This is a genomic window from Sorangium sp. So ce117 (assembly GCF_051524395.1).
Lineage (GTDB): Bacteria > Myxococcota_A > Polyangia > Polyangiales > Polyangiaceae > Sorangium > Sorangium cellulosum_B.
Genome location: NZ_CP150309.1, coordinates 3,840,184 through 3,866,260, shown reverse-complemented (window position 1 = coordinate 3,866,260; position 26,077 = coordinate 3,840,184). Strand labels below are relative to the sequence as shown.

The following is a 26,077-nucleotide window of genomic DNA, read 5'->3' as shown; positions in this document are numbered from 1 at the left end:
ACCGGGGGCGCGAGCGCGCGGCCGCAGGTCAGCGCGAGAGCGGGCTCGCCGAGCTGCGCAGCTCGCGGCGCCCCGCCGACAGGGCCTCCATCAGCGCGGTGTCCTCGGCTGGCTTGACGAGGTGCTTGTCGAAGCCCGCCTCTCGCGATCTCCTCCGGTCCTCGTCCTGACCGTAGCCGCTCAGGGCGACGAGGCGCGTCGACGCGAGCGACGGCTCGGCGCGGATGGCGCGGGCCACGTCGTACCCATCCATCCCGCCCGGCAACCCGAGGTCGCACAGGACCACATCCGGAGGGCGCGTCCGGGCCGCCGTCAGGCCGGTCGGGCCGTCGAACGCCGTCTCCACGTCGTAGCCGCTCAGGGTCAAGAGCATCTCGAGGCTCTCGGCCGCGTCGTGGTTGTCCTCGATCACGAGGACGCGAACCCCCTGGCGACTGGCGTCCTCCCCGTCGGAGGCGGCCGACAGGTCCCGGGCGACCGGCGCCGCGAGCGGCAGCCGCAGCGTGAACACCGAGCCGCGGCCGATCCCCTCGCTGTGAGCCGCCACCGTCCCGCCGTGGAGCTCGACGAGCCCCTTCACCAGCGCAAGGCCGAGCCCGAGCCCCCCCTTGCTCCGGGCCAGCCCCTGATCCGCCTGACTGAACGGATCGAAGATGCGCGATAGCAGCCCTGGATCCATCCCGACGCCGTTGTCCTCGACCGTGATGACGGCCTGTCCAGACATGCCCCCTTCGCGCCCGGGCGCCCGAGGGCCCGCCTCGACGCGCACCGACACGCGCCCGCCCTCGCTCGCGCCCGCGTCGGTGAACTTGCCGGCGTTCTGCAGCAGATTGCCCAGCATCTGCGCCAGCCGGGTGTCGTCCCCCTCGACCCAGAGCGGCTCGTCCGGCGCGCTCACGCGGAGCGCCACGCCCTCCGCCTCGAGGTTCGCCCGGTAATCCTCGGCGGTCTGGCGGACGATGCCGACGAGATCGCAGCGCGCCTTGCGGAGCTGGATCCGGCCGCGGGCGATGCGAGAGATGTCGAGCAGGTCGTCGATCAGCCGGACCATGTGCGTGACCTGGCGATCGATCACGTCCCGGGCTCGCCGCTGCACGGGATCCGCCGCTCCGACCCTCCGGAGCATCGCGACGGCCGTGCGGACGGGCGCGAGGGGGTTGCGCAGCTCGTGGGCCAGCATGGCCAGGAACTCGTCCTTCCGCCGGTCCGCGTCCCGCAGCGCCTGCTCTGCCAGCTTGAGATCGTGGATGTTGATCGCGATCCCGAACCAGCGGACGATCCGGCCCGATGCGTCGCGGATGGGCCGCCCGCGCACCTTGAACCACTGGTATCCGCCGTCGCGCCACCGGATACGGTACTCCAGGTCATACGGGGCGAGCCCGCCGACCGCGGCGCGCCAGGAGGCGAAGACCCGCTCCCGATCGTCCGGGTGCAGGACCTCGAGCCACCGGTCGCCGAACTGCCGCTCGGCGGGCACGCCGGTGAACTCGACCCATTGCTCGCTGAAGAACTCGCAGTAGCCGTCGGGCCGCGTCGCCCACACCATGCCCGGGATCGATTCGAGGGTCTGACGGTGAAAGAGCTCGCTCTCGCGGAGGGCGGCCTCGGCCCGGTGGCGCTCGGTCAGATCCAGCATCGAGCCGATCATGCGGGTGGGCGCGCCGCTCGCGCTCCGGCCGATGTAGCCGCGGTCGAGGACGGGCGCGTACGAGCCGTCGCCCCTGCGAAAGCGGTACTCGTCGGTCCAGCTCTCCCCGTTGCCCTCGATCGCCGCGCGGATCCCCTCGGTCACCCGCGCCTTGTCCTCGGGGTGGATGCGGTCGTACCAGCCCTCGGGGCCGTCGCCGAGCTCCTCCGGCGTGCAGCCGAAGTGCTGGACGACCGCTCCGTTCCAGTAGACCCGGTTCGTCTCCAGATCCCAGTCCCAGATCACGTCGTTCGTGGCGCGGTTGACGAGGCGATACTGCTCCTCGCTCCGCCGGACGGCCGCCTCGGCCTCCAGCCGGGCGGCTTCTGCGCTGGCCGCGCGGTCGCGGACCTCGCTCTCCCGCAGCGCCACCTCGGCCTGCCCGGCCGCGGTGGCGCCCTCGGCGCGCTGGCGGCCAGTCCCGTCCACCCGTGAGCTCCGCATCGTCCTCGCCCGGAGGTTTGCGTAGTGGCGCGCTCGGCGTTTGGCCACCCGCCGACGCGCTCGTCGCGCCGAGAAACGATGCCGGGGACCGCGGCGACGCGGGCCCCCGCGCGGGCCCCGTCAGCCGACGCGAGCTCGCCTGCGCGGTTGCGGCCGCGGCCTCTGGTAACAATGCATAGAGCGTGGCCGCGCTGGGGAAATCCGCGGAAGAAGGCGCCGCCGACGCGCTCAAGCGACAGCTGGCCGAGCTCGGCGGCTCCGAGGCGTTGCTGCAGGCCATCCTGGGCAGCGCATCCGATTGCATCCTGGTGATCTCCCCGGACGGCACGATCCTGCTCTCCGGGCGCGCGCTGCCCAGGGCGAGCTCGACGAGCCTGCTGCGGACGAGCATCTACGAGCACATCGCGCCGGAGACGCGCGAGGCGGCCCGCTCCTGCGTCGAGCGCGTCGTACGGTCGGGGGCGCCCGACAGCTGCGAGTGCACGATCCCCGGCGAGCACGGCCACGCGGCGCGCTACGAGGTGAGGGTCAGCCCCATCCTGTGCGGCGGCCGCGTCGCCACCCTGCTCATGATCTGCGCCGACGTCACGGAGCGGAGGGCAACGGAAGCGGCGCTCCGGAGGAGCGAGGAGCGCTATCGTTCGGTGATCGCCGCCCTCGACGAGGGGATCGTCCTCCAGGACGCGAGCGGCTCGATCGAGGCGTGCAACGCGAGCGCCGAGCGCATCCTCGGGCTCACGTCCGCGGAGATGGCGGGCCGGGAGAGCCGCGATCCCCGCTGGAGCGCCGTCCACGAGGACGGCTCTCCGTTCAACGGCGACCTGCACCCGGCCATCGTGACGCTCCGCACGGGGGCGCCGCAGAAGAACGTGATCATGGGGGTCCACCGGCCGGAGGGCGAGATGGCGTGGATCTCCATCAACTCGCAGCCGCTGCTCCGCGCTGGCGAGGCCCTCCCCTACGCGGTCGTCGCGTCGTTCCACGACATCACGGAGCGCAAGCGGTCCGAGGAGGAGCTGAGGAGGAGCGAGGAGCGCTTTCGCGCCACATTCAACCAGGCCGCGGTCGGCATCGGCCAGGTGTCGGTCGAGGGCCGGTGGCTCCGGTTGAACGAGAAATTCTGCGATCTCGTGGGCTACTCCCATGCAGAGATGACCGATCTCACGTTCCAGCAGATCACCTATCCGCCGGATCTGCCCACCGATATCGCGAACGTGCGCCGCATCTTGTCGGGGGAGGTCCAGACGGTCTCGCGGGAGAAGCGTTATGTCCGGAAGGGCGGCGAGCTGGTCTGGGCGAAGGTCACGGTCTCGCTGGTCCGTCACGCCTCCGGGGCGCCTGCCTACTTCGTCGTCATCGCGGAGGACATCACGGACCGGAAGCACGTCGAGGAGACGCGCCAGGAGTTCTTGACCATCGCGTCGCACGAGCTCAAGACGCCCCTTACCCCGGTGATGCTCCGGGTGCAGGCGCTCCTTCGCATGTACCGGAGGGCCGGCGGGCCGCCGCCGGCCGCCGAGGAGGTGATCCCGAAGCTCGAGGCCGTGGAGGCGCTGCTCGACAGGCTGAACCGGCTCGTCGAGGAGCTCCTCGACATCTCGCAGATCACGGCGGCGCCGATGACGGTGGCGCCGGAGGAGGTCGACCTCAGCGCGCTCCTCCGGGACATCCTGAACGGACACGCGGCGCTGCTCCGGCGCGCGGCGTGCCCGGTCACCGTCGACGCGCCGAGCGCCCTCCGCGGCCACTGGGACCCGGTGCGGCTCGAGCAGATCATCACCAACCTGCTCTCCAACGCGTCCAAGTACGGCGTCGGCAAGCCCGTCGACGTGGCGCTCGAGGCGTCCGGCGACATGGCGCGCCTCACCGTCCGCGACCGCGGGATCGGCATCGCGGCGGCCGATCACGAGCGGATCTTCCGCTGCTTCCAGCGGGCGACGACGTCCCGCCAATACAGCGGGTTCGGGCTCGGCCTCTGGATCGTGCGCGAGGCGGCGGAGGCGATGGGCGGGGCGGTCCGCGTGGAGAGCCGCCTGGGCGAGGGCGCGAGGTTCACTGTCGAGCTGCCGCGCGCGCGGCGGCACGCCGGCCGCTGATCAGCTCGCGTCCGGGGGCATGATCCCGCGCACGAGCTTCTGCGCGCTCGCCATGCTGGAGACCAGGCTGTAATGCTGGACGGCCTTCTCGACGGCCGCGATGAGCCCCGACACGTCGCCATTCTTGTCGAAATAGCCGAACGCCTTGTGGGTCGAGAGCAGGTCTTGCTTCTCCAGGATGTCCTGGAACGCTGTGTAGAAGATGATCGGCACCTTCGGGAACAGCGCCTTGATCTTCAGGTAGGCAGTGAGCCCGTCGATGCCCGGCATGCGGATATCCAGGATGACCAGGCTGACCATCTCCGTCATGGCGGCGATGCCCTCCTGCGCGCTCGCGTACAGGCGCACGTCGTAATCACGCCGCAGCGTGAACTCGAGCGCGGACCGCATCCGCGGGTCGTCGTCGATCACGACCACGATCGCCCGCTCCTTGTCGGGCGCCTCCGGCGCCTCGTCCGAAGCTTCGCGGAAGCGCCTGGTGAATTTCGCCGATGTCATCTTGGCGCCTCCTTTCAATTCCCGGAGAGGTTGAGATCGATCCGGCCGACGGGCGCGCCGGCCGGCTGCGGCTGTTGCGGCTGCTGCGGCTGGTGGTGGAGCGCCGCGCGCGGAAGCCGGACGACGAACGTCGTTCCGCGCTCCGCCGCGCTCTCGACGTCGATCGTCCCGCGGTACATCGCGACGAGGCGGGAGACGAAGCTGAGCCCCAGGCCCACGCCGGTCGTCGGCTTCGTCGAGAAAAACGGCTGGAAGATCCTCGAGAGGTCGTCGGACGAGATCCCGTCGGCGTTATCGCTGATGGTGAGGACCTGGAGCTCCCCCTCGTCGACCGTCTCGACCCGCATCCGCCGCCCGCGGCCGTCGCCGACCAGGAGCAGCGCGTCGCGCGCGTTCAGGACGATGTTGCTCACGATGGAGTCGAAGTGCGACTCGTACCCGACGACCGCCGAGCCGCCCCGGAGATCGAGCTCGACCGACACGCCCTGGCGCGCGAACTCGTCGCGGTGCCGCGCCGCGACGGACTCGATGACGCGGCGGAGGCTCACGACCTCGTTGCCGGCGAGCGCGACGCCGAGCTTCGAGTACTCAAGGATCCTGTTCGTGACGCTCAGCGCGCGCTCCGTGCAGTCGCCCACCATCCGGAGCACGCTGTCGAGCGTCTCCTCCGCCTCCTCGATGTCGCCCAGGTGGGCGAGGGCCGCCTTGATCTTGCCCTCCGGGATATCGCCCTTGAGCAAGTCGAACAGCTCGCCGAGCCGGGCCGCGTTCTTCGCGCACAGCGTCTCGCCGCCCTGGGTCACCGACTCGAGCACCATGGCGGCCCCCGAGAGGGCGTTGCGCATCTCGTGCGCGAAGCCGCCCGCCATCTGGTTCTCGACCGCCTCCCGCTCCAGGCGGACGATCGTCGCGTGGGCCTGCTCGAGCTCCGCCGTGCGCTCGCGGACCTTCTGCTCCACGCCCGTGTAGAGCCTCGCGTTCTCGATGGAGATCGCCATCTGCGAGGACAGCATCGAGAGCAGCTCCAGCCGATCCTGGGTGAACGTCCCGGTCGCCGTGTTGTTCTCGAGGTAGATGGCCCCGTAAAGGCCGTTATGGTGGGTGATGGGCGTGCACAGGACGGACCTCGGGCAGCGCTGCGCGACGTAGTCGTCGCGCTGGAACTGCCGATCTGTCGAGGCGTCGGAGAGGACGACGCACTGGCCCGTCCGCGCGACGTACTGCACGATCGCGGCCCAGAGGAGCGGGCGTTCGTGCGCCGCGGCCTTGTCGAGGGGCAGCCCCGGGAAGCGCGGTTCGTCGCGGCCGTCGGTCCAGTCGACCTCGGCCTCGATCCGCAGGCCGTCGCCGTCCCGGAGGACGAGGCAGCCACGCTGGGCGCCGGCGTTCTCCATGGCGACCGACAGGAGCTTGGCGAGCAGCCTGTCGAGCACGATCTCCCCGGAGATCGCCTGCGCCGCCTTCAGGACCGTCCTGAGGTCGAGGCGAGATGCGCCGAGCGAGGTCGTCGTGACGAACGTCCGCGAGGGCGCGATCTCCGAGGATCGCGGAGCGTGCGCCTCGCGCGCGGCGAGCTGCGGATACCGCTCCTCCAGGTCCTGCGCCTTGCGGGCGGCGCCCCAGAGGTCGTAGTGGTAACTCGCGTCCGCGAGGTAGACGCGCGCGAGCTTCTCTTTCCCCTGCGCGAGCCAGAACCGCCCCGCCAGCTCGCAGGCGACCGCGGCCTCGTTCACGTAGTCGTGCTCCGAGGCGGACGCGATGGCGCGGTCGTACAGGTCCAGCGCCTCGGCCGCGCGGCCGTCGATCCGCGCGAGCTCGGCCTCCACGAGCAGGTACCGGTGCAGGAAGTTGCTGGCGCACGTCGCGGACAGCGCCTTGAGCTTCGCCTGGTTCTCCGACAGCTTCTCGCGGTAGCGCGCCTTGTCCTCCGGCGAGGCCGCCGGGTAGAGCGCTGTCATGGCGAGAGAGTAATAGAAGGTGTGCAGCGGCGTGAACACCTTGCCCGTGCTCGCGCCGAGGGTCGGCTCCGTCTCGGCGGCGTGCCTGTAGGCGAGCTCGTATTCGCCGAAGACGAAATAGAGCATGGCCTGCGCCGTATGGATATAATTGACGGTGTTGAAGTTCTTCGTCGCGTAGAGGCCGGGGAGCGCCTGCTCGGCGTCGAAGAACTCTCCCTTGATCTTCGCCGCGTGCTCGGACCTGCCGGTGAGGTTCCGGATGACCTGCCGCCAGACGCTGAGCTGGTTGATGACCTGCTCCTGCTTGAACCTGAACACCTCCTCGATGTGCCTGTCGAACATCGCCTCGAGGTCGAGGAGGTTCTGCCCGGAGACGGCGCCGCAGACGAAGGCGTTGATCAGGCAGTACGCGGCGCTCTCGGCGTCGCCGTTCTCGGCGTAGCTCAGGTACCCTTCGATGAGCGGCGCCTGGCTCTCGCGGGCCGGACGGTAGAAGTGCCGGGAGAGCCCGTAATAGAAGTTGTAGACGCTCGCCTTGTAGAACGGCTCGTCCCGGCGCCTGTGCACGGCGATCGCCAGCTCGCCGAACCGGGATCCCGTGGCGATGTCGCCCACGCCGGCGTTGACGAGCACGCTGAACGCCGCGAACGCATAGGACGAGAGCGGCGACTCGCCGTGCTCCATCGTCAGGTCGAGCGCGCGGCAGATGAAGAGCCCGAGCATCTCCGGCGCGGCGAAATACGACGCATGGATCGCGCGCCGGAGGATCACGAGCGCGGCTTGCTTCGGGGCCTCCGTCATCGGGGCGAGCCGGCCGAGGCGCTCGAGGCCGATCTCGGCGACCTGCTTCGTCGTCTTGGTATAAGCGTCGAGGAAATCCTGCATGCCGGGGCTCGCCGGGAACGTCTCTCCGAGCTGCGCGAGCGCCTCCACGGCGATGTCCACGGCCTTGCGGAACTCCGCCTGGGTGTGGTGATAGAGGATCAGGAGCTCGTAGAGCTTGCTCCTGTTCATGACGTCGTGGATCTCGCACAGGGCGGCGTCCACGAGCTCCTTCATCGCGCCCCAGTCGGCGTTCATGCACGCCGCCTCGGCCGCGCCGACGTGGAGCGCGCTCATCAGCGCAGGATCGCCCTGCCAGGCGCTCGCAGGCAACAGCGAGAGGCCTCGAGCGAAGTAGCCGCGCGCCGCGTCGAAGGCGGCGGAGAGCTGCGCGCGCCGGCCCGCGAGGAGGTTCAGCTCCGCGAGGCGCCGCTGCTCCGCAGCGTCGCTCAGCAGGTCGGCGCCGCGGTTCAGGTGGTAAACGACGTCGAAGACCTTCTCCTCGGGGGCGCGCCCGCCCAGGCTCCGCAGGAGCAGCCGGCCGATGTCGGCGTGGAGGCCGCTGCGCTCGCCGTCCTCGATCATGGCGTACGCGGCCTGCTGGACGCGATCGTGGAGGAACCTGTAGTCCGGGAAGACGAGCGGCGCGGCGAGATCGTCGGGCGCCGCGGGCTCCATCGGGGAGAGCGGGACGAGGAGGCCCTCCTGCAGCGCGGGCACGAGGTGCCTGTAGGCATCGGCGCGGGTCTCCTCGCGGATGACCGCCAGCCTGCCCAGGTCGAAGCGGTTGCCGAGGCAGGACGCCGACATCAGCGCTCGCTGCGTGTCCTCGGGGAGCTCCCGGAGCTTGCCGATCATCAGATCGACGACGTTGTCCGTGATGTTCCTGGACTCGATGTGCTCGACGTCCCATGTCCACGCCGCGAGCCCGGCGTCGTACCGCAAACACCCGGTGTGGTGCAGCGTGCGGAGGAACTCGTTGACGAAGAACGGGTTGCCCCCCGTCTTCCGCGTGACCAGCGCGGCGAGCGGCATGACCGCCGCGGCGTCCGCGCGCAGCGCGTCGGCGAGCATCCGGCAGACCATCTCGGCGCCGAGCGGCCCCGGGGAGATCTCGCGCACCCGGCCGACCGCCCCTTCCCCTCGCAGCGCGGCGATCGCGGCCGAGAGCGGGTGCGCGGCCCCCACCTCGCTGTCGCGGTAGGCGCCGATCACGAGCAGGCCGCGCAGCTTCGCGTCGGTCATCAAGAGCTCGATGACCCGGAGGGACGCCGCGTCGGCCCACTGCAGGTCGTCGAGGAAGATGGCCAGGGGGCGCTCGGCGTCGCAGAATACGCGGACGAAGTTCTGGAGGACGCGCACGAAGCGGTTCTGGGACTCGGCGGGCCCCAGCGCCTGGACGGCCGGCTGGTCGCCCACGATGCGCTCGATCTCCGGGATCACGTCGACGAGGACCTGCCCGTTCGCCCCGAGCGCCGCCTTGATCTTCGAGCGCCAGAGCGCGAACTGCGCCTCGGGCTCGGCGACGATCTGCCGCACCAGGTCGCGGAACGCGCTGGTGATCGCGGTGTACGGGGTGCTTCGCTGGAGCTGGTCGTACTTGCCCGCGACGAAATACCCGCGCGCCTCGGTGATGGGCTTGTACAGCTCGTGCGCCAGCGCGGACTTGCCTATCCCCGAGTACCCGGCGATGAGCATCAGCTCGGCGCCGCCCCGCGCCGCGCGATCGAACGCCTCGAGCAGCGCCTGCACCTCGCGCTCGCGCCCGTAGAGCTGCTGCGGGATGCGGAGCGCGCCGGAGGCGTCGGCGCGGCCCAGCGGGAACGGGGCGATCTCGCCCGTGGCCGCGAGGCGCCGCTCGCACTCCTCCAGGTCGTGAAGGAGGCCCGCCGCGCTCTGGTAACGGCCCTCGGCCGCCTTCGCCATGAGCTTCATCACGAGGTCCGACAGGGCCTCCGGGACACCCGGACATCGCGCGCGCGGCGGGGCGGGAGCGCGCGCGACGTGGCAGTGGACGAGCTCCATGGCGTCCGTCGCGCTGAAGGGCGGCGCGCCCGTGAGGAGCTCGTAGAAGGTGGCGCCGAGCGAGTAGAAATCGGTGCGATGGTCGAGCGACCGGTTCATGCGACCGGTCTGCTCGGGAGAGATGTAGGCGAGGGTCCCCTCGAGCACCGCGGGGCTCTTGATCGAGAGCTCTTCCCGTGAAAGCCGCGTCGAGATGCCGAAGTCGATGATCTTGGCGACGCCCGTCTCGCGGTTGACTACGATATTGGATGGATTGATATCCTTGTGTATAATTCCGCTTCTGTGGACTTCGCGAAGAGCGCTCGTGATCTGGATCGCAAGCCGGACGAAGTCCGCGGCGTCGAACGGGCGGCGCTGGAGGTGGTGGAGGTGGTGCGCCAGCGAGCGGCCGCCGAAATCCTCGAGGACGAGGAGGAGCCCGTTCTCGTGCCTGCACAGGTCGAGCGCCCGGACGACGCCCGGCGCATCCAGGTTGCGGAGCACCGCGTATTCATGCCGGTAGCGCGTGAGCTCCGTCTGGCTGGGATAGTCCGAGCGCAGCAGCTTGAGGATCACGGCGCGCCCGTCTGCGGCGCGCTGGCCCTTGTAGACGCGCGAGCTGCCGCTCTCGTAGATCGTGTCGGTCGCTTGATACCCCGAGATCGTCAGCATCACTCCCCTTGACGTCAGACGTGCTCTGGCGCGGTCAGGCCCGGTCAACAGCCCACGTCGTGGCATGCCCCCGCCACGAATGTGTCCTGGATGGTACCACGAAGACACTTCGCGGCTGGACGAATCTCGCGGGACGGCGTGGGTGGATATCCGCCGTTGATACCTGTTCTGGTCCAAGGTGCCACTTTGGGAGCCGGGCCTGCGAGGTCTCCGGACAAGCAGCAGGGAACAGAGGGCGATGGCCCCATCGAGCCGAGATGCTGCCGATACGCTAGCTCCGTCGCCCTACGGCGCCGCGCGCTCGATGCGGGCTCGCACCGTGACCACGCCGCTCTCGCCGACATCATGGCGGGCGTTCGAGCCGCTCTCGGCGCAGGCTCGCGCATCCTCAACCGATGGGCCGAGAAGTCGCCTCGCGGCGCCGTCGTCGCCCGCTCGCTTCACGAAGGCGCCCGGCGTGAGCCCGACGAGCTCCCGGAAGTCGGCGATGAGGTGCGCCTGGTCGTAGTAGCCCGCGTCTCTCGCGATGCGCGCCCAGTCCTTCGAGGTCGCTGCCATCCGCACGGCACGCTGCAGGCGAACGGTGCGCGCGAAATCCTTCGGCGAGACGCCGACGCTCTCGGTGAAGGCACGGCGGAGATGCCGCGCCGTGACGCCCAGCCGCTCCGCCACTCTCTCCACCCGGACCTCGTCTCCTTCGAGCAAGCGAACCGCGCGGCGCGCGAGCCGCGCCGATGCCGATTCGAACGTCTGGCGGGTGCGAAGGGCGACGGCGCGGGACACTCGGTCGAGGAGCTCCGGCAGGCTGCGCGCCGCGAGCAGCTCGTCGCATAGATCGCCGCCCGGGCGGCCCCAGATGTCTTCCAGCGGGATGATCCGATCCGTCAGCGCGTTCGCGGCCACGCCGAGGAGCGGCGCCGACCAGCCTGGCTTGAACTGGATGCTGATCGCCCGCGCCACGCCGCCGGCGTTCTTGAACAGCGCGTGCGTGCGCGGCCCCGCGACGCACACGTCGCCTCTCCGGCCCTCCTCGAGCACGCGGAAGACGAGCATCGTTCGTCCGTCGGGCAGCCGTTCATGACGAGTGTGCCCACCCACCGGCAGGAGCGAGTGAACCCCCTCGACGAAGCGCGAGAGCGAGAACGTCGCCGCGGTGTCCGTCGTGTGAAGCACCGTCGCAGTGTCGCGCGCCGGCTGCGATCGTTCAAGCCGACGCGCAGCGAGCGCTCCGAAAATGTCCGGTCCTTCCAATGAGAGAGCGGTGGCGGGAGCTACCAAGGCGATGAGCGGGGCCGAGCCCCCGAAAGGAACTCCACATCATGAGCCAACCGACTCCCGCAGCGAACGCCTCCAGCGCACCCGCGCAGGTCTCCTCGATCCACCCCATCGTGCTGCCCGCTCCCGGCCGCCCCGTCGATCTCCAGGTGCGCCTCTCCGCGCCCGTGACCGGAAGCGAGCTGCCCATCCTGCTGCTCTCGCACGGCCACGGCCCCTCCAACTTCGTGTCGTCGCTCCACGGCTACGCCCCGCTCGCCAACTACTTCGCGGCGCACGGCTTCGTCGTGATCCAGCCCACGCATCTCGACTCGAAGACGCTGCCCTTCAGAGGCTCGGACCATCCCGATGCGCCTCTCTTCTGGCGCGCGCGCGCCGAGGACATGAGCCGCATCCTTGACCAGCTCGACGGGATCGAGCGCGCCGTCCCTGCGATCGCCGGGCGTGTGGATCGAAGCAAGGTGGCCGTCCTCGGCCACTCGATGGGCGGGCACACCGCGAGCGTGCTGCTCGGCGCGCGGAACGTGGACCCCCACGACGGAAGCGAGGTGAGCGTCGCCGAGCCGCGGATCAAGGCGGGCGTGCTGCTCGCCGCGCCCGGCCGAGGCGACGCCCTCAGCAGGTACGCAGCAGAGAACTACCCATTCTTCGCGAACATCGATTTTTCCACCATGACGACGCCCGCGCTCGTGGTCGCCGGCGACAAGGACGGCTCTCCCCACCTGACGACCGCAGGCGCCGCCTGGCACGCGGATCCCTACTTCCTCTCCCCAGGCCCCAAGTCGCTGCTCATGCTGGTCGACGCAGAGCACGGGCTGGGGGGCGTCGCGGGCTACGACCTCGCCGAGACCACCGACGAGAACCTCGATCGCGTGGCTGCCGTCCAGCTCCTCACGCGGGCCTACCTCCACACCGCGCTCTACCCCGGAGACCCCGCCTGGCAGGACGCACAGAGCGCGCTGGCGGGCGCTGCCAAGCCGCTCGGACGAGTCGAGTCCAAGTCGTGATGATCGAGCGCTCGCGGACGAGGCCTGCCGAGCATTAGTTCCGCCCGCCAGAAGTCCGGCCAGCGATCTTGGGAGAGATTTCAACGCAAAGGCGCAAAGGCGCAAAGGCGCAAACCTGCACAAGAATCTGTTCTTTTTTGCGGCTTTGCGCCTTTGCGGCTTTGCGTTGAAATCTTTCTCCCCTCGCGACACCGGTCCCTGGCAGGATCTCTGACCCGAGGTACTCGGCAGGCGAGTGAGGCGTACGAAAGTACCACGCATCGAGCCGAACGACGCGGCACGAAGATGCGCCCGCGTTCACCCCGTGAGCGCGTCGAGGGCCGCGAGCAGCGGCGCGGCCCTCTCGCGGTCGATCATCTGCACATAGGCGATCCTGCCGCGCAGGTGCGCCTCGAAGTCCGGCACACCCCGGCGGTTCTGGGCGGCGAGGCCGGTCTTCTTCGCCGCGTGGAGGATCGCGCGCAGGCGGCGCACCTCCTCGCGCGGCGCCGAGGGCTTGTCGTTGACCACGACGCCCGTCACCACCTGCCGACCGCCGGCGCGCTGGATACGGCCCTTCGCCGGATTGATGGCGAAGCCCTCCTCCTCGACGATGTGGCGGACTCGGGCCAGCAGCATCGCGATATCGCCGCGCTTGCCCGGGGGCGCCGAGAAGGTGAGGTCGTCCGCGTACCGCGTGTAGGTGAAGCCCGCGCGGGCGCACATGCCGGCGAGGCGGCGATCGAGCTTCCGCGCGACCTGGTTCGAGATCGCCGGGCTCGTGCAAGCGCCCTGCGGCAGCGCGCGATCGCCGACAGCGACCCAGTAGCGCTGCCCGTCGTACTCGACCGGCCGCCGCGGCGGCTCGGTGCAGAGCAGGGCGAGGAGCGTGGCCACCGCCGGCGAGTAGCCGAGCCGATGGAAGACGCCGCGTACCCGCGGGAACGTGATGGTCGGGAAGAACTCGGACAGGTCGAGGTTCACGACCACGTCGCGGCGCGTGTGCGGGCGCGCGTTGGTGACCGTGGAGCGGCCCTTCACGAAGCCGTGCGCGGGCTCCTCGACGGGCAGCTTCTCCAGGACCTCGCGCAGGACCCAGGCCTGCGCCGCGCCCAGCGAGGCGTGGGGCGCCGCGAGCTGCCTCGTCCCGCCCGAGCGCTTCGGGACGTCGAAGTACACGTAGTGCGGGCGCTCGACGGCCTCGCCGTGAAAGCAGAGCCAGCGCAGGCGCGGGACGGCGACGCCGAGGGCCGCGGCCAGGTCGGACGGGGTGGACAGCACGGGCAGCCCGCGCTGGGCGAGCGACTCGACGTGCGAGCGCCGGTCCGCGAGGCCCGCCGAGACGTCGGTGCCCAGGAAGATGATGTCCTCGGCCCGGCGGCGCGCGACCGCCTCGGCCCGCTGCCGCTTGCGCTCGGCGCTCTGGCGCCGCTTCTCCTCCTTGCGGGCGAGCTTCTCGCGCTTGAGCCGCTCGATCGCCTCGTCGGCCGAGCGCGCCGCGACGGTGCCGGCGAGCGCCGCGGCGTCCTTGTGCCTGAGCCAGAGATCGCCGACGCGGTGGATCTCGGCAAGCTGCGCCTCGGTGAGCAGGCCGCGCAGGATGAGGCCCCGATCGATGAGGGCGGTGCGCTCGTCGCTCTGCGGCGGGATCGTGTCCACGCGGCCGATCCAGGCCGTCAGGCGCGGGTTGATCTTGAGCGCGCGCCTGCGCAGCTCGTCCGCCGAGAGGCCGAGGATCCCGCCGGCGTCGTAGGGGTCCGCGGGGCGCGGCTTCGCGCCCGCCGCCGCGGCGCGGGGCTGCCCCGCGCGGGCGGCCGGCTGCGCCGCGGCCGCGGGCCCGGCCTGCGCCGCCTGGGCCTGCTCCGCCTCGGCCCCACCCGGCGCTCGCTCGCCCCGCTCGGCCCCGCCCAGGCCGAGCATCGACTTCAGCTTATCCCAGAAGCCCATTCGACCGTTCCTGTGGACAGCACCCGGTCCAGCCCTCCAAGGAGGCCCGCCCGCCCGACTACTTGCTCGTGACCACGCCCGATCACCCAGGCGCCGGGCAGCTGTGCGGTTCCAGGACCGTCAGGTCCCTCTGAGTGGAACCGCACAGCTGCTAAAGGCGCCCAAAGAACATCGGGGGTGGGGATGCATGGAAGAACAACCTCCACCGCGGCGGAGCGCCGCAGCATGTTGGGCTCGAGCGGACGGACCTCCTTGCAGGGCTGGACTCTCAGGTCTCTGGTGAACCTCACTTCGTCGATCGCCTGGCGACGAGCCACGCGAGGCCCACCACCGCGGCGGGGCTCGCCTTGAACTGGTCAGCGACGCGCCGGATCTCGGCCAGCACGTCCGCGTGGACCGGGAGCGTCCTCACGACCGGCGCGCGGAGCTCGCGCGCGCCGAGCGCCCGCTCCGCCTCCGGACCGCCGAGCGCGACGGCCTCGACCCAGGAGCGGCAGCCCTGGATGCGCTCGAACGCGAGATCCCACGACACCTCGACGACCTCCGCGAGCCCCGCCCGCCGGGCCGCCGCGGCGCGCTCGATCTCGACGAGGAGCTCCGCGGGGAACGGCACGGCCTCGCCTCGCGGGGCGGCCGTCGGCGCCCGCGGGCCGCGCGAGCCGGCCTCCGCCTGCCCCGGCGGCTCCGGAGGCTGCAGCGACGGCGCCGCGTCACCGCGGCCGGACAGGTGGAGCTTGACCGCGAGCAGGTGCCGGCACGGGCCCGCGCGCAGCCGGTTCTTGTAGAAGTACGAGCAGCTGCACTTCGCCTTCTTGATCGCGCCGTCGGTGTCGAGGAGCAGCTCGCAGCTCGTCGCCTTGGCCCTGGCCATGACGACGCGGCGGCCGCCGGAGAGGGTCTCTTCCCGCGCGATCTCCACCCCGTCGCGGGCGATGCGCCGGCCCTCCGCGAGCTCCGGGGGCTCGGGGCCGAGCAGCGCGTCGGAGAGGGCGACCGGCATCACCGGGCGGCAGCGATAACACTCCGCGGCGTGGTCGTAAACCACCTGCCCCTGCTTCGCGGCGAGGTGCAGCGCGCCGCGGAGCGCGCCGTCCGGCGCGTCCATCGACACGGCGAGCTCGCCGTAGGATGCGCGCCGCACCATCTCGAGGTGGCGCGCGACGCGGTCCGCCAGCTGCGCGTCCGGGGTGAAGGCGTCCGCCATGACGTCGAGGTGAGAACCCGCGGTCCAGTCGTTCGCCGTCCAGCCCGAGAGCGCGAGGGTGAAGCGCATCTCGCCCAGGAAGACGATCCACAGGCTCGGCAGCCCGGAGCCGAGGAGCCGCACCTCGATGCGATCGGCGAGCGGCAAGAGCCGCGCGAGCACCGAGAGACGGCGCCTCCCCCACACCTTGATCTCCTCGGTCGCCTCCGCCGCCGGGGCGCCCCTCGGCGCCCCGGAGCGGTACGGGCCGAGCCCGCCCGCGCCCGCCGCGGGCCCCACGGCCACGGGGACATCGTCGCAGGTGACGCCGCGGCACGGGATGGAGACGCCCCAGGGGTCGAGCACGAGGATCGGCGCCTTGCCCGGCGTGAGCTGGAAGCGCAGGCTGCGCGGGCCCGTGCGCTCGCGGTGCCGATCGAGGTGCGCGAGCAGCGAGTAGACCGCCTCCACGGGGACGTCGACCCTCCGGCACGGCAGGCACATCGCCGCCTGGAGCTGGCCGAAGCCGCGCAGCCACGAAGGAGGGAGATCGATCTTCTCCTCGCGGTAATCGCCGCGGCCCTCCACCGCGACCTCGAAGCCGGTCGGATCGACGAGGAGCCGCGTCGGCCGGTAGCTGCGGAGCGTCTGGAAGTGCTCGTAGAGCGCGAGCGAGTAGTCGACGTTCGTCGTGCCGAGGCCGGCGTCCTGCGCGCCCCGGAACGCGTCGCGATCGACCGAGAGGCAGCCGTAGCTCGACTCGTCCTTGGAGAAGCACTCGAAGAAGACGACATCGGGCGCGACGGTCACGACCGGATCGCAGGGGACGAGGTGGCGGAAGAGCTGCGGGTCGCTCCGCGCGAGTTCGTTCGCCCAGCGGACGCGCGCGCCCCAGTAGAGCTTGTGCATCTTCCGGAAGTCGGCCTCGAGGTTCGGCGGCCGCGGCGCGCTCCCGAGGCGCGCGAGCTCGGCCTTCATGGCCTCGCCGTGGAGCTCCCGGCGGAGCCGGGCCTCGCGCTCGGCCTCCTGCTGCTTCCACGCCTCGTGGGCGGAGCGATCCTTCGGCAGGCGCCGCAGGTCGCCCACGACGACGTCGTGGAGCGCGCTGATCGCCTCGCGGAAGCGCACCGGCCGCGCGAGCTCGCCGTCGAAGAAGACCCTGGGGCGCGCGAGGTTGGGCGCGAAGCTGAGCGCGGCGGCGCCGCCGAGCTCCTTCATGCCGCTCGTGCCGAGGTAGCGGAGATCGAAGCTCACGCCGCGTCCTCCCCCTCGAACAGCCGGAGCTCCGGGAGCCTGCGCGCGATGGCGTCGCGCAGCGCGGGGGCGCGGAACGCGGCGCGGGCGAGCGCCCCGAGGGCGGCGCGCCGCTCGGGCGCGCGCACGCTGCGGAGCGCGACGCCGAGCAGCGGCAGGAGCGCGTCCGCCTCGCCGGGCCGGGCGACAACGCGGTCCGCGATCTGCCGGACGACCGCGCGCTTGTCGCGCGCGCCGCCGTGGACGGCGAGCAGCGCCGCCGCCCAGACGTGCCGCAGCGCCTCGGGCGAGAAGGCCGCCTTGCGCGCGGCGAGGTGCCGGATCAGGAACGCGCGGGCATCGGCGTGCGGCGTCTCGGCCAGCGCGGCCCACAGGCCTGTGTCGTCGCGGAAGCGGGCGTCGGCCTCGACGAGCTCGAGCGCGCGGGCGCGGACGTCCTCGTGGCGGGAATCCAGGAGATCGCGCACGTGCTCGGCCCGGCCGTGGGGCGAGCGCCCGAGCACCTCGACGAGCCACGCGACCGCCTCCTCCCGGACCCGGGGGGCGACCGCGGTCGCGAGGCGCGCGAGGGTGTCGAGATCGGCGGCGGTCTCGACGGGCTTCGTCCTCGCCCAGCGCAGGCCGAGCTCCGCGACCGGCGCGGCGCGCGCGCAGGCGAGGGCCACGCACTCGGCGAGCGAGAGCCGCGCCGGCGAGACGTGCTCGACAACCGCCTCGCAGATGAAGGCGAGCGCCGCGGCGTTCTCGGTCTGGAGCAGCGAGAGCCAGTCCGCGATCGGCAGGCTGCCGAGGCCCGGGATCTGCCGGAGCAGGCCGGCGGCGAGGGTCTGCACCTCGTCGTGCGGGCTCTCGAGGAGCGCGCGCACGCGGGCGAGCTGCAGGCCGCGGAGCTCGGCGGCGTAGCCGCGCTCGAGCAGCCCCACGGCGAACGCCCGGACGGTGCGGCTCCTCGCGGCCGTGACCAGGCCGAGCACCTCGTCGAAGGCGCCCTGCCACGCCTCGGGGTAGATCGGCGCGGGCTCGAGCTCGGCGAGGGCGGCGCCCTCCGCGAGGCGGACGCCGCGCGGGAGGCGCTCGAGGGCGGGCGAGCCCCAGTAGAGCGCGTGGAGCAGCCCCCAGGCGTCGAGCAGGCGCTCGGGCCTGTCGAGGTGCTCGTCGCGGTAGAGCGCGAGCGCGGCGCGGATCGCGCGGCCGTAGCGGGCGGCGTCGCGCCGGCCGAGCCGCCGGAAGTAGCGGAACGCGCGGCGCCGCAGGTACTGGCGCGTCCGCATCGAGAAGCGCGGCGACGCGACGTCGCCCTGCGGGAGGCTGACCGGCACGCCGGTGTCGCTGACGAGGCAGGGCTCGTCGCTGGAGGTCCTTGTCACCCAGTCGTAGCGGGTCACCTTGACGAGCTTGCGGCGGACGAGGCGATCGAAGGCGACCATGAAGCGGCCGACGATCTCGTCGTCTCCCGCCTGCTCGGCGAGCTTGTAAAGGACCTTGACGAGGCCGCGGTGGTGCGGCCGGTCGCAGCCGTCGTCGATGTAGCGGAGCAGCGCGCGGCGCGCGAACGGGCGCCGGTCCTCGTACCAGCGCGGGGCGAGCGCCTTCAGCTTCCGGCCCGCCTCCGAGGCGAGCACCTCGTCCACGAACCGGTCGTCGCCGGCCTCGAAGTGCTCGTCGAGGAGGAGCGTCGACGCTGTCTGGGATCGAGCGGCGCTCATGCGCGGCAGGATGCTAGGGAACCGGCCCGGAGCCGGTCAAGGGCGGCGCCGCCGCGCCGCGCGTCGCGCGAGGGGGGGTCACGCGACGCGCGGCGCGGACGGCGCCTGCGATACCGCCTTACCGGCGCTCAGCGCACTCGCCGCGCGACACGACCGACACGCCCGCCGCGTGCGCGAAGCACGCGTTGCCGTACGTGGTGTCGTCGCAGCCGCAGACCGGGTCGTACTGCTCCGTGCACGCCTCCGGGATGGTCTCGCACGTGCCCGTCATGTCGCCCGCGCCGCACATGGCCTCGAGGCTGTAGTTGCAGAACTCGCCCTTCTCACAGGCGAAGCCCGCGATGCCGCCGCAGAACGTCCCGGGAGCAGGCGCGCACTCGCCCTTCGACGCGACCGACACGCCCGCCGAGGCGGCGGCGCAGGCGTTTCCGTACGTCTGGCCGTCGCAGCCGCAGACCGGGTTGTACTCGAACGTGCACGCCCCCGGGATGGGCGTGCAAACCCCCGGCCCGTCCCACGCGCCGCACTCGACCTCGGGCGGGAAGTTGCAGAACTCGCCCTTCTCGCACGTCCAGCCGCCGCGGGTGCCGCACGCCTTGCCTTCTTCCGGAGGCGGCGCGCACTCGCCCTTCGACGCGACCGACACGCCCGCCGCGTTCGCCGTGCACGCGTTGCCGTACGTGTTGCCGTCACAGCCGCAGACGGGGTCGTACTCCCTGGTGCACCCGCCCGGCGTGGGCAGGCAGGTGCCCGTCATGTCACCCGCGCCGCACTGGGCGTCCGGCGCGAAGTCACAGAACTCACCGTCCTTGCAGGAGAGGCCGAGGAGGCCGCCGCAGACGTCCCCCGGAGGAGGCGCGCACTCGCCGACCGACGACACCGACGTGCCCGCCGCGTTCGCCATGCACTCGTTGCCGTACGTGTTGCCGTCACAGCCGCAGACCGGCCTGTACTCCTTCGTGCACGCCTTGGGGATGGGCTGACAGGTGCCCGTCTGATCGGCCGCGCCGCACATGGCGTCGAGCTCGTAGTCGCAGAAGAGGCCCTTCTTGCAGGAGAGGCCGAGGAGGCCGCCGCAGGCCTTGCCCTGCCCGCCGCCGCCCCTCACCTCCGCCGAGTCGGTGGCGGTGCTGTCGTCGGCGATCGCCACCTGACAGCCCACGGCGAGCGGGAGCATCGACAGCGCGAGCCAGAGGAAGGATCCGATACGGCTGCTCTTGATACGATTCTGGACGTTCATGGGTTCCTCCAAAAGAGCCCCGCCGTCACCGGCGAGGCAATAGACATCCACGAGCCCCTCCCCTCCAGAGGAAGGGCGCCTCGCGCCGCCCGCAGTACGTCGAGCGCGGCGCGTGAGTTCGATGTTCGTCTCCCCGACCGCTCAGTCGGGGAGCGTCAGTGTCAGGACGCGGCGCCCGGGCTCGGGCGCCGTGACCTCGAGGAAGAGCACGTCCTCGCGCTCGACCCCTTCGCCGTCCGCGCGCACCGTGACGGCGGCGGACTCACCCGCCGGCACCACGAACGCCTCCGCCGGGCTGACCCCGAACGGCCCCGCGCCGCGGCGCAAGCGCGGCGCGCCGATGGACACCTCCTCGGCGCACGTGTTGCGGACGACGACGTCGCGCTCGCCGGCCTCGAGCACGACCCACGCGGCGGGCTCGATCGTGAGGCAAGGCAGGTGCGCCAGCATCGTCTGCGTCGCGTTGATGGGCTCCCCCGCGAGCAGCAGGTCCACCGGCTCCGACCGGCGCTCGTCCTGCTTCACCTGGATCCGCAGGACCTGATCCGTCGACGCGTCCACCGCGGCCACGAAGCTGCCGTCGCGGTTGATCTCCGCGATGACGGGCGCGTCCGCGCTGTCGAGGTTCGTCACCACGACCACGCCCTCCGCCGGCTCGACCGCCCCAGGCTCGCCCTTGAGGAAGACCTGTTGCCGCAAGACCTGGGGGTCGCCCGACACGCCGACGAGCCCTGTGTCCAGGATCGGCTCGTGGACCGGCGGGCTCGGCTGCGGGCTCACGACACAGCCGCCAACGAGCGCTCCGAGGAGCGTCGCGACGCGCGCGCCCCGCCGCCCTCGGTGTCCGTATGTCGTCCGCATCGCCATGCCGGCCATTAGAGCAAACCTGGTGCCGAATGAAAAAGGACGGAAATCGTCGTGAAATGCGAGGCACAGGTGTCTCATCTAGTGTCTCACTGTCTCAGATGGCACATCCATGAGACACTACGCGGGTGAGCCAAGCCGAAGGGACCCTGCTCGCCCGCCGCTACCGCCTGCTCCGCCCCCTGGGGCGGGGGGGCCTGGCCACGGCGTGGCTCGCGCGGGACGAGGCGCTCGGGCGGGACCTGTGCCTCAAGCTGCTCGGCCACGCGCGCACGGCGGAGCGGGCGGCGTTCCGCGGCGAGTTCAGGATGCTGGCGGGGCTCTTCCATCCGCACCTGGTCCGGGTCCTCGACTTCGGCATGCTCCGGGAGACCGGCGAGCCGCGCTTCTACTTCACGTCGGAGGCGGTGCTGGGCGCGCCGCTCGACGAGTACGTGACAGGCCGCCGCTTCGAGGAGGCGCGGGCCGCGATCGTGGACGTGCTCGACGCGCTGCGGTTCCTCCACCGCGCGCGCATCCGCCACGGCGACGTGAAGCCGGCCAACATCCTCGTCGGGGCCTCGGGGCGCGCGGTCCTGATCGACCTGTCCTGCGCGGCGCGGCTCGGGGGGAGGCCCGACGAGGGCGTGTCCGGCACCCGGGGCTACCTCGCGCCCGAGGTGATCCGCGGCGAGCCGGCCGACGGTCGCGCGGACCTGTTTTCGCTCGGCCGCACGCTCGAGGCGATCGCCCCGCTGCTCGCGGAGCCGCTGCCGAAGGCGATCGGCGCGCTCGTCGAGCGCCTCGTGCGGTCCGAGCCGCGCGACCGACCGGCCGACGCGGGCGAGGTGCTCGACTGGGTGGGCGCCGCGCCGCGCGCCGTGGCCCCGCCGCCGCCGGAGCCGCCCCACCTCGTCGGGCGCGACGCGGAGATGCGCGCGGTCGCCGAGGCGCTCGCCGCGCTCGAGCGAGGCGAGCGCGGCCCGCGCGTCTGCGTGATCGCCGGGGAGCCGGGCTGCGGGAAGAGCCGCCTCCTGCGCGAGGCGACGTGGAGCGCCGAGCTCCGGATGGAGGCCGTGGAGGGCTTCGCCAGGGCCAGCGCGCCGGTGGCCTCGATGCTGCGCCGCGCGACCGGCGAGGAGGCGCTCCCCGCCGGCGCGCTGGGCGCCCTGCGCGCGCACGAGCGCCTGACGCGGGCGCGGGGAGGACACGCGGGGGCGGGGGCCGGGCCGCTGGTGCTCGTGCTCGACGACGCCGACGAGGTGAGCGGGGCGGACCGGGAGATGCTCGAGGCGCTCGCCCGCCTGCTCGGCCCCGAGGATCCGGTCCTGCTCCTCGCCGCCGAGCGCGTCCCGCACGGCGGCGGCCGGGCGCCGCTCGCCGCGGTGGCCGCCGAGGCGGGGCGGAGCGCGCGCGAGGTCGCGCTGCCGCCGCTCGGGCGCGAGGCGGTGCAGCGCTGGATGGACGACATCGGCCTGGGCGACGCGACGGAGGTCGTGCTGCGCGCGAGCGCGGGGTGGCCCGCCGATCTCGTGGTGATCGCGGGGCGGCTCGCCGAGAGCGGGGACGTGGCCGGGCTCGACGCGACGACGCCCGGGGCGAGCGCGCGCTACGCGCTGCGGCTGCGAGGCCTCGGGCGGCCGCTGCGGGACGCGGTGGCGACGCTGGCCGTGCAGGGGGGCGCGGTCGCCGACGAGGAGCTGCCGCCGCTCGGGCTGCCGGTCGCGCACCTGGCCGAGCTCGCCGCCCGCGGCGTCGCCGCGCGCACCGCAGGGGGGTGGACGCTGACGCGCGCCGGGCCGCTCGCCGCCCTCCTCTGCGCCCTCGGCGGCGAGGTGGTCCGCGCGGCGCACGCGCGGGCGGCAGCCGCCCTGCCGGCGCACGCCGAGCAGCGGGTGCTGCACCTCGCGCTGTCGGGCGACGCGGCGGCCGCCGAGCGCCTGTTCCTCGAGCGCCGCGCGGAGCGCGAGGCCGATCCCAGGCCATGGGGCGCAACCGCGGAGGCGCTGCTCGAGGTGGCGACGTCGGCGGAGGCGCGGCTCGAGATCGCGTCCACCCTCCAGCGCGTCGGCCGCGCGGCGCGGGCGCGCGAGGTGCTGGAGCACCTGCTCGCGAGCGACGAGGCCGGAGAGCTCGGCGCGCGGCGCGCGCAGGCGCTCGTCCGGCTCGGCGCGTGCCTGCTGGAGCTGGGCGACCCCACGGCGGCGCTCGCGCGGCTCGACGAGGCCGAGCGGAGCGAGCAGGCCGGCGGGGAGGGCTCGGCGTCGTCATCATCATCATCCACCCCGCGCGAGCGCGCGGGGCTCGCCGATCTGGCGAGCCGGGCGCTCTTGCGGCTCGGATCCCACGCGGAGGCGCGGGCCCGCGCCGAGCCGGCGCTCGCGTGGTGCGACGAGCCGGAGGTGCTGGCGAGCCTCCACGAGGACGTCGGCGTCGCGGCGAGCTACCTCGGGGAGCGCCGGCTCGCGGGGCTGCACCTCGGGCTCGCCGCCGGGCTGCACCGCGATCGGCGGGCGCCGAGGGCGCTGGTGCGGGCGCTGTCGTACCAGGCGATCGACGCCTTCCGGGCCGGGGAGGTCGAGGCGGCGCTCGTCGGCTACCGGCAGGCGCTGGCGACGGCGGAGGAGCACGGGCTCGGCGACCTGGTGGCGCGCTGCAGCCTCAACGTGGGTACGGCGTGCCACCAGTCGGGCGAGCTCGGGGAAGCGCTCGCCGCCTACGAGCGCGGGGCGCGGCTCGCCTCGGCCCTGGGCCAGGCGGACCTGGTCCTCGTCCTCGATTTCGATCTGGCGAAGCTCTGGGCGGACGTGGGGGCGTTCGAGCGGGCCGCCCGCGTGGCATCCCGGGTGGAGGCGGAGGCCGCGCGGCGGGGCGCGCCGTTCTTCGCGGCGGCGGCGGCCTCGGTCCTCGGGGACTGCGCGCTCGCGGCCGGCGACGCGGAGGAGGCGGCGCGCTGCTTCGAGCGGTCGCGGCGCGGCTTCGAGGCGCAAGGGGCGCAGCGGGAGGTGGTGGAGGAGGAGCTGGAGCTCTGCCGGGCGCACCTCGCGCGGGGCGCGGTGGGGGACGCGCGGGCCGCGCTGGGGCGGGCGCGGGAGCACGGCGCCGCCCGGGAGGCGCCCGACCTCGGGGCGCGCGCGGCGCTGCTGGAGGGGCGGCTCGCGCTGCTCGACGGCGAGGGCGACGGCAACCTCGGTCAGGGCGATTCCGACCAGGGCGGTTTCAACCTCGGTCAACCCAACCTCGGTCAGGGCACCCCCAACCTCAGTCAGCCCAACCTCGGTCAACCCAACCTCGGTCAGGGCACCCCCAACCTCGGTCAGCCCAACCTCGGTCAGGACCTCACCGCCGCCCGGGAGCGCCTCGAGCACGCCCTGGGCCTCGCCGAGCGCGCGGCGCAGCCCGACCTCGCCGCGGACGTCCGCCTGGCGCTGGCCGAAGCCCACGAGCTCGCAGGCGAGCCGGAGGCGGCCGCAGCGCAGCGGGAGCGCGCGGCCGCCGCCTGGACCGCCATGGCACGCTCGCTGCCGGAGGCGCTGCAGCACGCCTTCTGGACCCACCCCCGGCGCCGCGCGGCGCAGCCGGCGCGCGCGCCCGCGGCGGCCGAGGCCGCGGCGCCGCCGACGGCCGAGCGCACGGCCAAGCTCGAGCGGCTCCTCGCGGTGTTCCGCAGGCTCAACTCCTCCGTCGAGATCGCCGACATCCTCGCGATGGCCATGGACGCCGCGATCGACCTCACGGCCGCGGAGCGCGGGTTCCTGCTGATCGAGCAGCCGGGCGGCGAGCTGCGCGTGGCGGTCGCGCGCAACGTCGACCGGGAGAAGGTCGGCAGGAGCCACCTCAAGTTCAGCTACGGCATCGCCGAGCGCGCGATCGCGACGCAGGAGCCCGTTGTCACCGTGGACGCCCAGGAGGACCCGCGCTTCCACGAGCACGCGTCGGTGCACGCGATGCGGCTCAGGTCCGTGATCGCCGTGCCGATCCGCTCGCCGGACGGCGTGCTCGGCGCGCTCTACCTCGACAACCGCTTCCGGCGCGCGCGCTTCGCGCCGGAGGACGTCGACCTGCTCCTCGCCTTCGCCGACCAGGTCGCGCTCGCGCTGCGCAACGCGCGGCTCGTCGACGACCTGCGCCGCCGCACCGTGGAGCTCGAGGCCGAGCGCCGCCGCGTCGAGGAGCTCCTGCGCGGCCAGGCCGCGGAGATCGACCGGCTGCAGGAGCAGGTGCTCGTCCGCCAGCAGGCCCTGGAGCACCGCTACGATTACGGCGCCATCGTGGGGCGCGGCCCCGCGCTCCGCGCGGTGTTCGCGACGCTCGACCGCGTGGTCGAGGCGCCGGTCAGCGTGCTCGTGACGGGCGAGAGCGGCACCGGCAAGGAGCTCGTCGCGCGCGCCATCCACTTCGCCGGCCCGCGGAAGAGCGGCCCCTTCATGGGGATCAACTGCGCCGCGCTCCCCGCCGCGCTGCTCGAGTCGGAGCTCTTCGGCCACGTCCGCGGCGCGTTCACGGGGGCCGACCGGGACCGGACCGGCCTCGTTGTCGCGGCGCGCGGCGGCACGCTCTTCCTCGACGAGCTGGGCGAGATGCCGCTCGAGGTGCAGGCGAAGCTGCTCCGGGTGCTCCAGGAGCGGGAGGTGCGCCCGGTGGGCAGCGCCGAGGCCGTGCGCGTGGACTTCCGCCTCGTCTGTGCGACGAACCGCGATCTCCTGGCCGAGGCCGCGCGCGGGCGCTTCCGGGAGGACCTCTACTACCGCGTCGCGGTGGTGCAGATCCGGCTGCCCGCGCTGCGCGATCGCCTGGAGGACCTGCCGGAGCTCGCGCTCCACTTCGTGCGCCGCGCCGCCGAGCAGCTGGGCCGCCCGGCGCCGCAGCTGTCCCACGAGGCGCTGCGGCGGCTCGGCCAGCACGGCTGGCCCGGCAACGTGCGCGAGCTGGAGAACGTGATCACCAAGGCGGTCGTGCTGTGCGACGGCCGCAGGATCGGCCCCGACGACGTGGACCTGCCCCGCGCGCAGGAAGGCGGCGGCCGCGGCGCGCCGCGACCGCCGCGCGACGAGCGCGCCGCGCTGCTCGCCGCGCTCGAGCGGACCGGCTGGAACGCGCTCCAGGCCGCGCGCGAGGCGGGCATGTCGAGGGCGACGTTCTACCGGAAGCTGCGGCGGCTCGGAATCGAACGGCCGATCGAACCGCCCATCGCGCGCACGACCGAACGGCCGAAAGGCGCCAGCGACGACTGAGCCCTTCCTCCAGCGCCCCGAGCGCGAGCGCGGGCCCGATCGGACGCTGGCGACTGGCGCTCTGGACGGCGTCCGTCACAGGCGTACACACGCACCGTCCTCCGCCCGATAGCGTTAGTTCTGCCCTTCTGACATCGCCGGCACGGGGCAGTTCGCCCCACTTGGGGCAGTCCGGCCTCTCTTCAGCCATGAGCTTGCCAGCCGCGCGGCGCCGCGCACCGACGCGAT

At 72.8% G+C, this 26,077-nt stretch carries 12 protein-coding genes; 3 read left to right on the top strand and 9 right to left on the bottom strand.

Annotation, left to right across the window (positions count from 1 at the left end; all coding sequences use genetic code 11):
* Positions 1–28: 28 nt before the first annotated feature.
* Positions 29–2,179, bottom strand: coding sequence for a hybrid sensor histidine kinase/response regulator (locus WMF46_RS14520; RefSeq protein ID WP_437986154.1), 2,151 nt, complete (start codon positions 2,177–2,179; stop codon positions 29–31).
* A 134-nt stretch (positions 2,180–2,313) separates the two neighbouring features.
* Here WMF46_RS14520 and WMF46_RS14515 point away from each other — a divergent pair, with 134 nt between their 5' ends.
* Positions 2,314–4,227: a PAS domain S-box protein gene (locus tag WMF46_RS14515; protein ID WP_437986153.1), complete on the top strand. Its 1,914-nt coding sequence runs from the start codon at positions 2,314–2,316 to the stop codon at positions 4,225–4,227.
* On the opposite strand, the gene WMF46_RS14510 is transcribed toward WMF46_RS14515, so the two are convergent.
* The 3 genes from WMF46_RS14510 to WMF46_RS14500 all read right to left on the bottom strand — a co-directional run bounded on the left by WMF46_RS14510 (position 4,228) and on the right by WMF46_RS14500 (position 11,354).
* Entirely contained in the window at positions 4,228–4,725 is a 498-nt protein-coding gene (locus WMF46_RS14510) for a response regulator (RefSeq protein WP_437986152.1), read from the bottom strand.
* Between the two features lie 14 nt (positions 4,726–4,739).
* Complete coding sequence (locus WMF46_RS14505; RefSeq protein WP_437986151.1) at positions 4,740–10,181, bottom strand: trifunctional serine/threonine-protein kinase/ATP-binding protein/sensor histidine kinase; 5,442 nt, start codon at positions 10,179–10,181, stop codon at positions 4,740–4,742.
* 285 nt (positions 10,182–10,466) lie between these two features.
* Complete coding sequence (locus tag WMF46_RS14500; RefSeq protein WP_437986150.1) at positions 10,467–11,354, bottom strand: helix-turn-helix domain-containing protein; 888 nt, start codon at positions 11,352–11,354, stop codon at positions 10,467–10,469.
* 146 nt (positions 11,355–11,500) lie between these two features.
* Here WMF46_RS14500 and WMF46_RS14495 point away from each other — a divergent pair, with 146 nt between their 5' ends.
* Entirely contained in the window at positions 11,501–12,463 is a 963-nt protein-coding gene (locus WMF46_RS14495) for an alpha/beta hydrolase family protein (RefSeq protein ID WP_437986149.1), read from the top strand.
* 297 nt (positions 12,464–12,760) lie between these two features.
* On the opposite strand, the gene WMF46_RS14490 is transcribed toward WMF46_RS14495, so the two are convergent.
* The 5 genes from WMF46_RS14490 to WMF46_RS14470 form a co-directional block, all read right to left on the bottom strand.
* Entirely contained in the window at positions 12,761–14,389 is a 1,629-nt protein-coding gene (locus WMF46_RS14490; protein WP_437986148.1) for a reverse transcriptase family protein, read from the bottom strand.
* 286 nt (positions 14,390–14,675) lie between these two features.
* Positions 14,676–16,826 carry an SWIM zinc finger family protein gene (locus WMF46_RS14485; RefSeq protein ID WP_437986147.1) on the bottom strand — a complete coding sequence of 717 codons (2,151 nt, stop codon included), beginning with the start codon at positions 16,824–16,826 and terminating at the stop codon, positions 14,676–14,678.
* The gene (locus WMF46_RS14480) at positions 16,823–18,532 is read right to left on the bottom strand and encodes a hypothetical protein (RefSeq protein WP_437986146.1); all 1,710 of its coding nucleotides are present in this window, start codon (positions 18,530–18,532) and stop codon (positions 16,823–16,825) included. Before WMF46_RS14480 ends, WMF46_RS14485 begins: the two co-directional genes overlap by 4 nt.
* A gap of 118 nt (positions 18,533–18,650) precedes the next feature.
* Positions 18,651–19,772, bottom strand: a complete 1,122-nt coding sequence (locus WMF46_RS14475; RefSeq protein WP_437986145.1) for a Kazal-type serine protease inhibitor family protein — start codon at positions 19,770–19,772, stop codon at positions 18,651–18,653.
* A gap of 141 nt (positions 19,773–19,913) precedes the next feature.
* A complete protein-coding gene (locus WMF46_RS14470) occupies positions 19,914–20,552 on the bottom strand; it encodes a hypothetical protein (RefSeq protein ID WP_437986144.1) in 639 nt (212 codons plus the stop codon).
* Between the two features lie 212 nt (positions 20,553–20,764).
* Here WMF46_RS14470 and WMF46_RS14465 point away from each other — a divergent pair, with 212 nt between their 5' ends.
* Positions 20,765–25,849, top strand: a complete 5,085-nt coding sequence (locus WMF46_RS14465; protein WP_437986143.1) for a sigma 54-interacting transcriptional regulator — start codon at positions 20,765–20,767, stop codon at positions 25,847–25,849.
* Positions 25,850–26,077 lie beyond the last annotated feature (228 nt).

Excerpts from the sequence above, each read along its gene's own strand:
- WMF46_RS14505 (WP_437986151.1), bottom strand. The coding sequence starts at position 10,181 with ATGCTGACGATCTCGGGGTATCAAGCGACCGACACGATCTACGAGAGC.
- WMF46_RS14490 (WP_437986148.1), bottom strand. The coding sequence starts at position 14,389 with ATGGGCTTCTGGGATAAGCTGAAGTCGATGCTCGGCCTGGGCGGGGCC.
- WMF46_RS14480 (WP_437986146.1), bottom strand. The coding sequence starts at position 18,532 with ATGAGCGCCGCTCGATCCCAGACAGCGTCGACGCTCCTCCTCGACGAG.
- WMF46_RS14495 (WP_437986149.1), top strand. The coding sequence starts at position 11,501 with ATGAGCCAACCGACTCCCGCAGCGAACGCCTCCAGCGCACCCGCGCAG.
- WMF46_RS14510 (WP_437986152.1), bottom strand. The coding sequence starts at position 4,725 with ATGACATCGGCGAAATTCACCAGGCGCTTCCGCGAAGCTTCGGACGAG.
- WMF46_RS14475 (WP_437986145.1), bottom strand. The coding sequence starts at position 19,772 with ATGAACGTCCAGAATCGTATCAAGAGCAGCCGTATCGGATCCTTCCTC.